This window comes from Cutibacterium sp. KB22876, assembly GCF_059728865.1.
Window position 1 is genome coordinate 1192823 of the sequence record NZ_AP040858.1, and the last position, 13466, is coordinate 1206288.

Annotated in this window: 10 protein-coding genes, 1 tRNA gene and 3 rRNA genes; 10 read left to right on the top strand and 4 right to left on the bottom strand. The window is 59.7% G+C overall.

From position 1 onward, the window contains the following. Positions 1–37 precede the first annotated feature (37 nt). From AC6I1W_RS05480 to AC6I1W_RS05505, 6 genes are all read left to right on the top strand, one after another. Positions 38–178 carry a hypothetical protein gene (locus AC6I1W_RS05480; RefSeq protein ID WP_256998377.1) on the top strand — a complete coding sequence of 47 codons (141 nt, stop codon included), beginning with the start codon at positions 38–40 and terminating at the stop codon, positions 176–178. A 288-nt stretch (positions 179–466) separates the two neighbouring features. Continuing rightward, on the top strand, positions 467–907 hold the full coding sequence (locus tag AC6I1W_RS05485) for an FtsB family cell division protein (protein ID WP_065673647.1): 441 nt from the start codon (positions 467–469) through the stop codon (positions 905–907). A 7-nt stretch (positions 908–914) separates the two neighbouring features. Beyond that, on the top strand, positions 915–1439 hold the full coding sequence (locus AC6I1W_RS05490; RefSeq protein WP_063279929.1) for a DUF501 domain-containing protein: 525 nt from the start codon (positions 915–917) through the stop codon (positions 1437–1439). A 12-nt stretch (positions 1440–1451) separates the two neighbouring features. Then, positions 1452–2384 carry a Ppx/GppA phosphatase family protein gene (locus AC6I1W_RS05495; protein ID WP_117188732.1) on the top strand — a complete coding sequence of 311 codons (933 nt, stop codon included), beginning with the start codon at positions 1452–1454 and terminating at the stop codon, positions 2382–2384. Positions 2385–2395: 11 nt separating this feature from the next. After that, a tRNA-Leu gene (locus AC6I1W_RS05500) sits at positions 2396–2468 on the top strand. Between the two features lie 142 nt (positions 2469–2610). Then, the gene (locus AC6I1W_RS05505) at positions 2611–3447 is read left to right on the top strand and encodes a Bax inhibitor-1/YccA family protein (protein WP_065673629.1); all 837 of its coding nucleotides are present in this window, start codon (positions 2611–2613) and stop codon (positions 3445–3447) included. Positions 3448–3498: 51 nt separating this feature from the next. Here the strand turns inward: AC6I1W_RS05505 and AC6I1W_RS05510 are convergent, their stop codons facing one another. Together AC6I1W_RS05510 and AC6I1W_RS05515 are read right to left on the bottom strand one after the other, a co-directional pair. After that, complete coding sequence (locus AC6I1W_RS05510; protein ID WP_171023518.1) at positions 3499–4128, bottom strand: NUDIX hydrolase; 630 nt, start codon at positions 4126–4128, stop codon at positions 3499–3501. A 144-nt stretch (positions 4129–4272) separates the two neighbouring features. Continuing rightward, a complete protein-coding gene (locus AC6I1W_RS05515; RefSeq protein ID WP_065673646.1) occupies positions 4273–5082 on the bottom strand; it encodes a hypothetical protein in 810 nt (269 codons plus the stop codon). A gap of 843 nt (positions 5083–5925) precedes the next feature. Between AC6I1W_RS05515 and AC6I1W_RS05520 the strand changes: the two genes are divergently transcribed. From AC6I1W_RS05520 to rrf, 3 genes are all read left to right on the top strand, one after another. Then, positions 5926–7447, top strand: a 16S ribosomal RNA gene (locus AC6I1W_RS05520). Positions 7448–7722: 275 nt separating this feature from the next. Next, a 23S ribosomal RNA gene (locus AC6I1W_RS05525) occupies positions 7723–10805 on the top strand. Between the two features lie 102 nt (positions 10806–10907). Then, a 5S ribosomal RNA gene (rrf, locus tag AC6I1W_RS05530) occupies positions 10908–11024 on the top strand. Together the 16S, 23S and 5S rRNA genes form the textbook arrangement of a ribosomal RNA operon. 123 nt (positions 11025–11147) lie before the next feature. Here the strand turns inward: rrf and AC6I1W_RS05535 are convergent. After that, positions 11148–11651, bottom strand: coding sequence for a GNAT family N-acetyltransferase (locus tag AC6I1W_RS05535; RefSeq protein WP_065673905.1), 504 nt, complete (start codon positions 11649–11651; stop codon positions 11148–11150). A 135-nt stretch (positions 11652–11786) separates the two neighbouring features. On the opposite strand from AC6I1W_RS05535, the gene AC6I1W_RS05540 reads away from it, so the two are divergent. Further along, entirely contained in the window at positions 11787–12218 is a 432-nt protein-coding gene (locus AC6I1W_RS05540) for a GtrA family protein (protein ID WP_065673904.1), read from the top strand. Here the strand turns inward: AC6I1W_RS05540 and AC6I1W_RS05545 are convergent, their stop codons facing one another. Beyond that, the gene (locus AC6I1W_RS05545; RefSeq protein WP_081314554.1) at positions 12219–13292 is read right to left on the bottom strand and encodes an IS630 family transposase; all 1074 of its coding nucleotides are present in this window, start codon (positions 13290–13292) and stop codon (positions 12219–12221) included. Positions 13293–13466 lie beyond the last annotated feature (174 nt).

Genomic DNA, 13466 nt, shown 5'->3' on the forward strand with positions numbered 1-13466 from the left:
CTGGCTCCCGGTACCCGGTCCCGAAGCACAGGGGCGGGTGCGCAGGAGCGCGACGTCGAGCCCCCTCGTGGCGCAGCGCATCGCCAAGTACAACCGGTTGCTGCGCATCGAGAAGAAGCTGGGTGACCCTGCCGAGTCCGCCGGCGCTACTACCGTCCCGTGTTTTAGGCCTGATTGACGTCACAAGGTGCTGATCCCGGCACCTGACATGATACGACCGCCCGGTGTTTCCGGGGCGGTCGTGTCATGATGGACCACGATGGCCAGCACACCGAGCAACCGAAATCGCCCGTCCGGACGGTCCCAGCGACCGGACGGAGGACGGACGCGCTCATCCTCCCCGAACCGTTCCGGCCCGAGGAACCGTGGTTACTACGAGCGCACAACCCGCACGGAGCCGCCGCGAAACCACGCTCCCAAGGATGAGGAACCTCGTCGATTCGGTCTGACGCTGCGGGCAGTCGTCATGGGAGCTGCGGTCCTGCTGGTGCTCGTCATGATCACGCCCAGTCTGGGGATTTTCTTCTCCCAGCGCTCCCAGATCTCCCGCATCCAGGACGACGAGGCCGAAGCACGTGCCTCCATCTCGACGCTCCAGGACGAGGTCAGGAGGTGGCACGATCCCGACTATGTACGCGCACAGGCGCGAGCTCAACTCGGTTGGGTGATGCCGGGAGAGACCGGCTACCAGGTCATCGCGGAGAACGGCAAGGTCATCGGATCGACGACCTCACTGGACGAGAAGGACCCCGCGACCGAGGCCAGCGCTGATGTCCACTGGTGGAGGCAAGCCGCCGAATCGATCCAGGACGTTGACCATCCCGCACCGCCCACCGCCACCCCGAGAGCGATGATCACACCTACTCCCTCGGTGAAGCCGTCCTCCCCGAGCCCCTCCCATCGATGAGGTGACCATGCTTGAAGAATTCACCGAGGACGACCGCCAGGCCGTTCGGGACCAGCTTGGTCGCGAGCCACGAGGCGTCGCTGGCGTGGCCTGGCGATGTGGCTGCGGGAAGCCCGCGGTCATTGCGACCGAGCCCAGGCTGCCCAATGGCACTCCCTTCCCGACGACCTACTACCTGACCTGCCCCCGTGCAGCCTCCCTCATCGGCACCCTCGAGTCCTCCGGACTGATGGCCCGGATGACCGAACGACTTGGTGAGGACGAGGGACTCGCCGAGCAGTACCGACGCGCCCACCAGGCCTACCTTGCCGACCGCACTCGGATTGGTGAGGAGGCCGGTCTGGACCCCGTCTCTGAGATCGATGGGGTCTCTGCCGGCGGCATGCCGACCCGCGTCAAGTGCCTGCATGCCCTGGCTGGGCACGCCCTGGCTGCCGGCCCAGGCGTCAACCCCTTTGGTGACGAAGTCGTCGAGGAGCTGGGAGAGTTCTGGTGCAACCCATGCTCGCCCGAACACCACGACCCGGAGTGACAGGAGGACGACATGACTGACGATCGCACCGTCGCAGCCATTGACTGCGGGACGAATTCCATCCGCCTGCTGATTGCCTCGGCCAGCCCCGACGGACATCTCATCGAGCAGACCAGGGATTTGGAGCTGGTCAGACTCGGCCAGGGGGTCGACACCACCGGGGCCTTCCATCCTGACGCACTGGAACGCACGTTCACGGCTTGCCGAGCCTTCGCCCGGGCCATCACCGAACACCACTGCGACGACATTCGCTTCGTCGCGACCTCGGCCGCCCGCGACGTCTCCAACCGGGATGAGTTCTTCGATGGGGTGCGCGAGGCGCTTGGGATCGACGCGGAGGTCATCGCGGGCAGCGAGGAGGCAGGTCTGTCCTTCGCCGGCGCGATGTCGGGGATCGAGGTGAGCGAGGAGCCCGTCCTCGTCATCGACTGTGGCGGAGGCTCCACAGAGCTGGTGCTGGGCCATGGCACCAAGATCGACTCCCAGGTGAGCCTCAACATCGGCTCCGTGCGGCTGCGTGAGCGCTTCCTGCACGACGATCCGCCCACCGCCGAACAAATCGACGAGGCACGCACTTACGTCCGGGAGATGCTCACTGAGTGCCCTGTCGACATGGCCACCGCACACACCGTCGTCGGGGTCGCCGGAACCGTCACGAGTCTTTCAGCGATCAATCAGGGGCTGACGGAGTACGACCGAGCCAAGGTTCACCGTTCGGTGCTGACAGCCGATCAGGTGGCGGGCCTGGCAGACACACTGCTTGCGTCGACGGTCGACGAGGTCGAGCAGATGGGGCCGTTGAAGCGACGCCGTGCCGAGGTTCTCTGCGGCGGTGCTCTTATCATTGATGAGGTGTGCCATCGGACGACGGCGGGGGAACTCGTCGTCTCGGAGACCGATATCCTTGACGGCATGGCGCTGGCGATGCTGGCGCAGGGGAGGTGACCTTCTCCCTGGCCCCCGTAGCCCAACGGCAGAGGCAGACGGCTTAAACCCGTCCCAGTGCGGGTTCGAATCCCGTCGGGGGTACCCGAAGATGCACCAGCTATGCGGTGTGTACGACCCCAGTCGTCGGGGTGGTCCGAATGTCGTCCCGCAGTACGGGGAAGGTTTCACGTCCTCGCGGCGTTGTTTACAGTAGAGGTCACCACGATTTTCACAGGAGGATCCCATGGCCAACCCGGTCTTCAGCCGAGCTGAGGCTTTCCAGCCGCACGGCAATCCCTATGGTCAGCCAGCGTACGCTGGCCAGGGCTACGGGCCGCAGTACGGCATGTCTGGACAGCCCGGTGCCGAGTGGGGGGCTCTGTCACACGACGACATGCACGAGCAGCGCGCTGAGCGTGCGATGACCTTTGACGACGTCTTGGGTCGCACCGGCTTGGTACTGCTTATCATCGCTGCGATCGGCGCCGTGAGCTTCACCTTGATCGGGCCGAACGTCATGGCCAGTGGTGCTGCCCTGTTGGTGGGCTCAATCGCCGCATTCATCACGGCCATGATCGTGAGTACTCGCCGCAAGGTCCCCGTCGGGGGCGTCATCTTCTACTGTCTGTGCGAAGGCCTTGTCCTGGGTACCATGTCGGCCATTTTCGAGGCCATGTACCCGGGAATCGTCGTGCAGGCCGTCCTGGGCACCTTTGCCGCCGCTGGCGTGACCCTGGGCGCCTACAAGTTCTTCAACATCCAGGTGACGCCGCGATTCCGTCAGATCGTCATCATCTCGACCTTCGGCTTTGCCATCGCGATGCTCATCAATATCGTGCTGATGCTCTTCGGGATCCATCTCGGTCTGGCCAGCTTCGGTCCCATCGGCATTCTGTGCTCCGCCGTGGGCGTTGTGCTGGCTGCCATGAACCTCGTGATGGATTTCGACTACGCCGAGCAGGGGGTGCGTAACCAGGCTCCCGTCTCCGAGTCTTGGCGAGCTGCCTTCGGCATCGCCGTGACGATGGTGTGGCTCTATACCGAGATTCTGCGGATCCTCAGCTACTTCCGTTCTGAGTGACGTGAACGTCAGAAGGGGCCCGGTCATGATGACCGGGCCCCCTCGTCATGCTCAGGTACTGGGGACGTCGCGCAGATGGGTCTCGAGGCACATCCGGGTGGCTGCTCCCCAGGACAGTCGACGCCATCGCCACAGAGGAATCCATTGGGCCGACTGGGTGGTGCCGCCGACGTCGATGACATAGGGATCAGTCGGGTCCTCACTCGTTGCCGAGTAGATGATCCGCAGTGCGTGGAAGTCTTCCAACACCCCGGAGGGAGACCGACCAATCCAGTGGTCGGACTGCAAGTCGATGATGCGGTTGAGCCGGACCCGCTGCCCGGATTCCTCCATGACCTCTCGGGTGACGGCTTGAGCTGGGGACTCTCCAGGCTCCAGACCACCACCGGGGAGGGCCCACAGGCCCGGTACGGCGGTACGGGGAGAGCACTCGGTGCCCAGCAGTCCTCGACGCGACCGCACGACGGCGTAGGCGGCGATGCGTTGATAGGGACGAACCGGTTCGCCGGCCTGGCGGTCGTCAGACAGATCCGGCACGCCATCGCGGGTGCGGGGCGGCTGGGAAGTAGATGTTCTGGGGCCGACATGGGCCGTCACGACGATCTCGTCGTCCACCCGATCAGCGGACAAGTACTCCTTGATGACGAGGCCGTGGCGCCACAGTTCAACGTGCGGATTCATACCGTGACGGACGCGGAAGGCATGGGTCTGCCCACTGCCTGGCGTTCCGACCGCAGTAATGAGCACACTTTCATTCAACCACCTTGGTCCTAGGAAGCGGTCCGGCTCCGTGATGAGCTGAATCACGCAGGAGGCTTTTCCGGGCTATTTGAGCTTGTCAGTGACGTCGACGCCCTTGGTGTCGAAGGCCGTCGCGACGCCGTTGATGCTTGTGCGGATGACAGGGACTTCGAGCTTCTTGTCCAAGGAGATGGCCCACGCCATGTCTGACGGCGTTTCACTGGTTCCGGCGGCCGCCCGCTCCATGATGCCGACGAGGACTTCTGGTTTCAGGACGGCGGGGGAGAAGGTCGCAGTGGCATCTCCCTTGCGCTGGATGGCCCATGCCGGCATGTCGGCGGAGCGGGTACGCCGCATGACGATGCCAGACGTCGCGGTGGGGGTGTCGGCCATGACTCCCTTGTCGGGCTGGTAACTGATCTGGCCGACCTCCTTGGCGCCCGCGATGGCGTCGGCCAAGGCCTCCGCCATGCCAGTCGTGGTGGCGAAGTCAATGTGGTTGATAACCGACCCGTTCCGTCGGAAGAACACCGTCTGACTCTCTGGCTTGGTCGACACTGTCATGAGGACGGTGCCCTCGTTGTACTCGACGATCTGCAAGTTCTGGTTCATGTGAGACCCGGAGATCTCAGCTGCCTTGCTGAGGATCTCCGGCATCTTCTCGACGGCGAAGTTGTCAGGGTGGAAGGGCCGCGACGCCGTCTGCGTGCTGTGGGTCGCGGAAGAATCGATCTTCCCGTTCTGCCAGGTCCACACCGTGGGAGAACCGCCAGCCTGGACAGTGATGCTCAGGGCCGTCTTGGTGATGTCCACCTTGGTGACAGGGCCATTGTCCGAGGCCGCTACCAGCTCGTCGATGATCGTTCGGGTGTGGATGCCATCGAGGGGAGATATCGACGGAGTGACCTTTGAGGAGGGGGCGAGAGCAGTACGGCTGGGTTCGTCCGAGGGGGTGGTGGGGGACGACGAGTGACATGCTGCGCACAGACATAGGGCAATCCCGCTGACGACCACGCCGGCAACTCGGCGGATCCCTTTGACTCGAAACGTCACGGGTCGAGTCTATGGGCAGGGGAATAGGGGACTGACGACTACCTTCCGTGGCGACGCAGCTGGGGGTTGGCCTGTCTTGATTTGCGTGGTGGGTGTGGTTGTGGCAGTGTTATCTCTCGGCCCGGCGCCCGGTGGGTGTGGGCTGGTGGAAGTGCTGATGGTCCTGTTGTGGGATTGTTGGTGACACGATTTGACGATTGTTTGAAGAGTGTTTAGGCTTCTGCGGGTTCCCTTGTTGGAGGGGGCTGGGAATGACTGGATGGTTTTCTTGATGGTGATTTCCCTGGTGAATTCCTGGATTTGACATTCAGGGTTGATCCGGTAAAGTTGGTCGGGTCGCTGCTTTTCGGGGTGGTGGCACGGTTTGGCTGGTTTTGCTGGCTGATCTTGATACCGCGGGTTTTGCGGGGTTGGGGTTGGTGTGGTAGGGTCGGTCGGGTCGCCTCGGGGTGGTCCTGCTTGTTGGTGGGGTTGTTCTGGTGGGTGTGATGCTTGAGAACTCAACAGTGTGTCTTTGATAGTCAATGATTTTTTGATGCATCTATCGATGTGTCGGATTTGTTTATGAATTCCTTTGTGATTCTGGACATGGACTGATTTTTTTGGTCAGTGTTTGGGGTTAGTGTTTTGGATTCTCTTGTGACACCGTTGCCTGCATTGTGTGTGTGGGTGGGTGATATTTTTTCATTGGAGAGTTTGATCCTGGCTCAGGACGAACGCTGGCGGCGTGCTTAACACATGCAAGTCGAACGGAAAGGCCCCTTTGGGGGTACTCGAGTGGCGAACGGGTGAGTAACACGTGAGTAACCTGCCCTTGACTTCGGGATAACTTCAGGAAACTGGGGCTAATACCGGATAGGAATCCTTGCTGCATGGTGGGGGTTGGAAAGCTTCGGCGGTTTTGGATGGACTCGCGGCTTATCAGCTTGTTGGTGGGGTAGTGGCTTACCAAGGCTTTGACGGGTAGCCGGCCTGAGAGGGCGACCGGCCACATTGGGACTGAGATACGGCCCAGACTCCTACGGGAGGCAGCAGTGGGGAATATTGCACAATGGGCGGAAGCCTGATGCAGCAACGCCGCGTGCGGGATGACGGCCTTCGGGTTGTAAACCGCTTTCAGCAGGGGCGAAGCTTTTGTGACGGTACCTGCAGAAGAAGCACCGGCTAACTACGTGCCAGCAGCCGCGGTGATACGTAGGGTGCGAGCGTTGTCCGGATTTATTGGGCGTAAAGAGCTCGTAGGTGGTTGATTGCGTCGGAAGTGAAAACTTGGGGCTTAACCCTGAGCGTGCTTTCGATACGGGTTGACTTGAGGAAGGTAGGGGAGAATGGAATTCCTGGTGGAGCGGTGGAATGCGCAGATATCAGGAGGAACACCAGTGGCGAAGGCGGTTCTCTGGACCTTTCCTGACGCTGAGGAGCGAAAGCGTGGGGAGCGAACAGGCTTAGATACCCTGGTAGTCCACGCTGTAAACGGTGGGTACTAGGTGTGGGGTCCATTCCACGGATTCCGTGCCGTAGCTAACGCATTAAGTACCCCGCCTGGGGAGTACGGCCGCAAGGCTAAAACTCAAAGGAATTGACGGGGCCCCGCACAAGCGGCGGAGCATGCGGATTAATTCGATGCAACGCGAAGAACCTTACCTGGGTTTGACATGGACTGGGAGTGCTCAGAGATGGGTACGCCTCCTTGTGGGGCTGGTTCACAGGTGGTGCATGGCTGTCGTCAGCTCGTGTCGTGAGATGTTGGGTTAAGTCCCGCAACGAGCGCAACCCTCGTTCACTGTTGCCAGCACGTTATGGTGGGGACTCAGTGGAGACCGCCGGGGTCAACTCGGAGGAAGGTGGGGATGACGTCAAGTCATCATGCCCCTTATGTCCAGGGCTTCACGCATGCTACAATGGCCGGTACAAAGAGTTGCGAGCCTGTGAGGGTGAGCGAATCTCGGAAAGCCGGTCTCAGTTCGGATTGGGGTCTGCAACTCGACCCTATGAAGTCGGAGTCGCTAGTAATCGCAGATCAGCAACGCTGCGGTGAATACGTTCCCGGGGCTTGTACACACCGCCCGTCAAGTCATGAAAGTCGGTAACACCCGAAGCCGGTGGCCTAACCTGTGTGGGGGAGCCGTCGAAGGTGGGACTGGTAATTAGGACTAAGTCGTAACAAGGTAGCCGTACCGGAAGGTGCGGCTGGATCACCTCCTTTCTAAGGAGCACTTCATTGTAAGGACTCATTATTGCTGTGTGGCTCGTCGTGAGTCGTTGGTGGATGGGTTAGCTTCTTGTGGAACATTGGCGTGTTCATCTTGTGGTGGACGGTCTGAGGCATGCTGTTGGGGTTCTGGGGTATCACACGTGTGTGTGGTGGCCTGGTGCGGTGATGCTGCGTCTGCTGTGTGGTGGGTGTGGTGTTGATTCGTGTGGTGGTTGAGAACTGTATAGTGGATGCGAGCATCTTAATTTTTTGTGTCTTGTGTTGTTGTGCAAGTTGTTAAGTGCGATCGGTGGATGCCTTGGCACCAAGAGCCGATGAAGGACGTTGTAACCTGCGATAAGCCCTGGGGAGTTGGTAAACGAGCTGTGATCCGGGGGTGTCCGAATGGGGAAACCTGGAATGTCCGGAGTAGTGTCCGGTGACCCTGCCCTGAATGTATAGGGGTGTGGGAGGTAACGCGGGGAAGTGAAACATCTTAGTACCCGTAGGAAGAGAAAACAACCGTGATTCCGTGAGTAGTGGCGAGCGAAAGTGGATGAGGCTAAACCGTGTGTGTGTTCAAGCCGGCAGGTGTTGCATGTGCGGGGTTGTGGGGGCCTTTGGGTTCTGCTGCCGCAGGATTGGCCAGTGATAAATGTTGCGTGAAGGTGAAGCGTCTGGGAAGGCGTACCGGAGTGGGTGAGAGTCCCGTAACTGTAAGCGTGGCACTGGTGAGGGTTACCCCAAGTAGCGTGGAACTCGTGGAATTTCGCGTGAATCTGGCGGGACCACCCGTCAAGCCTAAATACTCCTTGGTGACCGATAGTGGATCAGTACCGTGAGGGAATGGTGAAAAGTACCCCGGGAGGGGAGTGAAATAGTACCTGAAACCGGTCGCATACAAGCCGTCAGAGCCTTGTGGGGTGATGGCGTGCCTTTTGAAGAATGAGCCTGCGAGTTAGTGATGCGTGGCGAGGTTAACCTGTGTGGGGGAGTCGTAGCGAAAGCGAGTCCGATAAGGGCGTGAGTCGCGTGTTCTAGACCCGAAGCGGTGTGATCTATCCATGGCCAGGATGAAGCGTCGGTAAGACGTCGTGGAGGTCCGAACCCACTTCAGTTGAAAATGGAGGGGATGAGCTGTGGATAGGGGTGAAAGGCCAATCAAACACCGTGATAGCTGGTTCTCCCCGAAATGCATTTAGGTGCAGCGTTGCGTGGTTCTTGTCGGAGGTAGAGCACTGGATGGTCTAGGGGGCCTATCAGCTTACCGAAATCAGCCAAACTCCGAATGCCGGCAAGTGGAGCGTAGCAGTGAGACGGCGGGGGATAAGCTTCGTCGTCGAGAGGGAAACAGCCCAGATCATCAGCTAAGGCCCCTAAGTGGTAACTCAGTGGAAAAGGATGTGGAGTTGCGCAGACAGCCAGGAGGTTGGCTTGGAAGCAGCCATCCTTGAAAGAGTGCGTAATAGCTCACTGGTCAAGTGATTCCGCGCCGACAATGTAGCGGGGCTTAAGTTATCCGCCGAAGCTGTGGCAAGCCCGTGAGGGTTTGGGTAGGGGAGCGTCCTGTGCGAGGTGAAGCTGCCGGGTGACCGTGTGGTGGATTGTGCGGGAGTGAGAATGCAGGCATGAGTAGCGAATGACGGGTGGAAAACCCGTCCGCCGATTATCCAAGGGTTCCAGGGTCAAGTTAATCTGCCCTGGGTGAGTCGGGACCTAAGGCGAGGCCGACAGGCGTAGTCGATGGATAACCAGTTGATATTCTGGTACCGGCTTGTCACCGTCCGTGTCGAGGTGTGTGATGCTAAGCGTGCGAGCCTGCCTCCGCGACATCGTTGATGTGGTGGTGGTGTGGTGAGTGTGTGAACCGATCATGTAGTAGGCAAGCTGCGGAGGGACGCAGGGAGGTAGCTCATCCCCGGCGATGGTTGTCCGGGGCTAAATGTGTGGACCGTCTGGTAGGTAAATCCGCCAGGGTTGTGGTTGAGGCATGATGGCGAGCCCACAGGAAGTGGGTGAGTGAGTGATCCTGTACTGTCGAGAAAATCTTCGTGAGCGAGGTGGCTGGTCCGCCCGTACCCTAAACCGACACTGGTGGATAGGTAGAGTATACCGAGGCGATCGAGATCATCATGGTGAAGGAACTCGGCAAAATGCCCCCGTAACTTCGGGATAAGGGGGACCTGAACTGTCAAGGCTTTTACAGTTGGTAGCGGTGAGGGGCGCAGAGACCAGGGGGAAACGACTGTTTACCAAAAACACAGGTCCGTGCGAAGTCGTAAGACGATGTATACGGACTGACTCCTGCCCGGTGCTGGAAGGTTAAGGGGAACTGTTAGCGTTGGCGAAGCGGTGAACTTAAGCCCCAGTAAACGGCGGTGGTAACTATAACCATCCTAAGGTAGCGAAATTCCTTGTCGGGTAAGTTCCGACCTGCACGAATGGAGTAACGATTTCCCTACTGTCTCCACCATGAACTCGGTGAAATTGCATTACGAGTAAAGATGCTCGTTACGCGCAGCAGGACGGAAAGACCCCGGGACCTTTACTATAGTTTGGTATTGGTGATTGGGACGACTTGTGTAGGATAGGTGGGAGACTGTGAAACGGCCACGCCAGTGGTTGTGGAGTCATTGTTGAAATACCACTCTGGTCGTTCTGGTTATCTAACTTTGGGCCGTGATCCGGTTCAGGGACAGTGCCTGATGGGTAGTTTGACTGGGGCGGTCGCCTCCTAAAAGGTAACGGAGGCGCCCAAAGGTTCCCTCATCCTGGTTGGTAATCAGGTGTTGAGTGTAAGTGCACAAGGGGGCTTGACTGTGAGACTGACAGGTCGAGCAGGGACGAAAGTCGGGACTAGTGATCTGACGGTGGCTTGTGGACGCGCCGTCACTCAACGGATAAAAGGTACCCCGGGGATAACAGGCTGATCTTGCCCGAGCGCTCATAGCGACGGCATGGTTTGGCACCTCGATGTCGGCTCGTCGCATCCTGGGGCTGGAGTCGGTCCCAAGGGTTGGGCTGTTCGCCCATTAAAGCGGCACGCGAGCTGGGTTCAGAACGTCGTGAGACAGTTCGGTCCCTATCCGCTGCGCGCGGAGGAATCTTGAGAAGGGCTGTCCTTAGTACGAGAGGACCGGGACGGACTGACCTCTGGTGTGCCAGTTGTTCTGCCAAGAGCATGGCTGGTTGGCTACGTCGGGTTGTGATAACCGCTGAAAGCATCTAAGCGGGAAGCACGCTTCAAGATGAGGGTTCCTGCAGATGAATCTGGTAAGGTCTCCGGTAGACGACCGGGTTGATAGGCCAGGCGTGGACGCATCGTAAGGTGTGGAGCTGACTGGTACTAATAGACCGAGGACTTACAAACACACACTTTCACGTCCAATAAGAATTTTGATGATCGCATCCACTGTACGGCTCCCAGCCCCCACGCGGGGGTTGCGCCAAGCCTGACTGGCCCCATAGTTTTTCCGGTGGCCTTGGCGGAAGGGAAACACCCGGTCCCATACCGAACCCGGTAGTTAAGCCTTCCAGCGCCGATGGTACTGCACGAGGGATCGTGTGGGAGAGTAGGACGCCGCCGGAATCTTATTTGTGTGCGTGTGGAGACAAGGATCATCCTTGTCTCCACACGCTTTTTCTGTATACCCGCATCACTACTGGTACATGTCGACATGTACCGGCAGTGATGCGTTGGGTGGACGTTGATTCAGTGTGGTGGGGATACTGCTGGGTTGCCGTCGACATGGAGCATTGTCAGGTGGTTGTTCTCGCTGGAGACTTCGACGAATCCAGCCTTGCGATAAATCGTCATGGCTGGTTCATTCGCAGCGTCGACGCTGAGGCTCACGGAATGGATGCTATGACGCCGGCATTCGTCGAGGAGGCTGTCCAAGAGGTACCTGCCGTGGCCCTGACCACGTCGCTGAGGAGAAATGGCGATGGTCAGTTCTGGAATACCCGGGGCGACGAAACCATAACCGGGATCGGAGGCCGGCAGGTCACGCAACCAGACAGCCCCGATGGGGGAGCCAGCGACGAGGCAGATCATCCCGATCTGGTCTGGGGTCCAGCCGTCGATGTAGTGGGCGATGGCTGGATTGGTTCGGCATTCCTTGATGTCGAGTGGTTCCGATACCCCGCCGACCGCATGCCGCAGCACATGGACCATGAACGGCAGGTCGGCTGTGGTTGCGCGTCGTGTTATGGCCATGGTGTCAGGGTATCGACCGGTGACGACGGTCCTTGACCCAGCTGCAAAAATGGATTCGTGGTGACGAGTGCGAAGCGAATACGAGGTAGGAGGATTCCCCGACGCTCTGCCCCTCGCGTCTTTGCCAGAGCGTGTTTGACGATCCACTCCGTTCTGCCGTTCCCGCTGTCAGGGCTCCCCGTCACCTTCATCGGCTACTGCATCATCAACGGGCTCGGGTTCCTCATCGACATGAGCCTGTTAGCCGTTTTCTTTCGCGGCGTCGGACTGCCGTACCCAATTTCGGTATCGCTGGGATACGGATTGTCGGCCATCTACTCCTTCTTCGTCAATAGGTGGCTGAATTTTCAGTCTCATGGCGATCTGGGTCGTCAGAGCGGTCGTTACGTCATCACGATGGTGACCAATTACGTCTGTCTCACCCTGGGATTCTCGTCCCTTTTGGAGCACATAGGGGTCCATTTCGAACTTGCTCGCTTCACCGCTGCGTGTGTTGAGGGGCTTTACGTCTATTTCATGTTGAGCCTTTGGGTGTTCCCGAAGTCTGGTAGGCGGCAATTGGCGTAACTAGTGCCCCGTGTTTGAAGTTGTTGGACGGTTGGCTTTGGTGAGGATTTCGTTGGCGGTTTTGGTCCAGACGAAGGGGTGGCAGCGGTCGTTCCAGCCGTTGACGAAGGCCCGGATCTTCGCGTTGAGGTCCTTGACCGACGGGAACACTCCGCGGCGGATGGCTTGCTTGTCGATGATCCCGAACCAGACCTCGACCAGGTTCAGCCATGAGCCGCTGGTGGGGGTGAAGTGGACGTGGATCCGCGGGTTGGCGGCGAGCCAGTCACGGACCTCGACGCGTTTGTGGGTGGCGTAGTTGTCCATCACCAAGTGCAGCTGCTGGTCGGGATAGGCACGGGCGACTTGCTTCAAGAACGCCAGGAACTCTTGGTGTCGGTGGCGGGGTTTGCAGGCACCGGTCACGTGCCCGGTGGCGATGTCCAACGCCGCGAACAAGGTGGTCGTGCCGTGGCGCACGTAGTCATGGGTGCGACGCTCGATCTGGGTGGGCTGCATCGGCAAGGTCTTCTGGGTGCGGTCCAGGGCCTGGATCTGGGACTTCTCGTCCACGCACAACACCACAGCATTCTCCGGTGGCGCCAGATAGAGCCCGACGACGTCGGTGACCTTGGCCACCAACTCAGGGTCAGTGGAGAACTTGAACGTGCCGCTGCGCCACGGCTGGACCCCGTATTCGCGCCATGCACGGGCGATCGTCGCATTCCCCACCCCCAGATGAGCAGCGAGCAGCCGGCTCGACCAGTGCGTCACCCCGTACTTCTTCGGCGGGGGCTTCAATGTCGTGGCCACGATCTGGCGGTGGTCCAGCTGCCGGGGCCTGCCCGAGCGGGGCGCATCGGCCAACCCGGCCATGCCCCGCTCGCCATAACGACGCCGCCAGGCCAGCACCGTGTTCTTCGACACCTGTAGCTGCTCGGCGATCCGGTCGTTCGCAACGCCGTCCGCGGCAGCGAGCACGATCCTGGCCCGCAGCACCGCACCCGCCTCCGCCGTTCGCGACCGCGTCAACGACTCCAGACGCTCACGATCACCCACACGAAGACCCAACGCCGGGGCAGGAGAATTGGCCATGACCGATTCTCCCAAACCACAACCATTTCAAGAACTAACGACACGCCGCACTAGCCGTGTCCTGCATCCTTTGAGGTTCTGACGGTGGCATAGTGGGCGGGTCAACTTACGGAAGAAGTGGAGTATGTCTGACTTATCGAGCGCATCAGTGCCGGCCCAGCCGTCAGGGTCATC